This window comes from Paraburkholderia sp. SIMBA_030 (assembly GCF_046535245.1).
Classification (GTDB): Bacteria; Pseudomonadota; Gammaproteobacteria; order Burkholderiales; family Burkholderiaceae; genus Paraburkholderia.
This window is the reverse complement of the sequence record NZ_JAWRXB010001406.1, coordinates 1-244: the sequence shown is the minus strand read 5'-3', so window position 1 is coordinate 244 and position 244 is coordinate 1. Positions and strand designations below refer to the sequence as shown.

The 244-nt window shown below is 59.0% G+C and carries 1 protein-coding gene; it reads right to left on the bottom strand.

From position 1 onward, the window contains the following. A partial coding sequence (locus tag SB772_RS44660) for an acyl-CoA dehydrogenase family protein (protein WP_410839109.1) occupies nt 1-159 on the bottom strand: 159 nt, incomplete at its 3' end. Nucleotides 160-244 lie beyond the last annotated feature (85 nt).

Sequence of the window (244 nt, the reverse complement as noted above, 5' to 3'; positions counted from 1 at the left end):
ATCGCCGAACTTCTTCCACAGATCCATGGGAAACTGGTCGGGGCGGTCGACCTCCGCCGCGCGCGGCGTGATTTCCTTCGCGGCAAACGTCGCGACGGCGTCGCGCAGCATCTCGATGTCTTCACCGAGCATGAATTGCACGCCGGGCAGGTTGATCATGTCTCCTCCGTCTCCAGAAAGTGGGTCGCACGCGCCGATTTCTGAGTTTCGCTCAAATCGGATCAATGCGTCGATTCATTAAGCC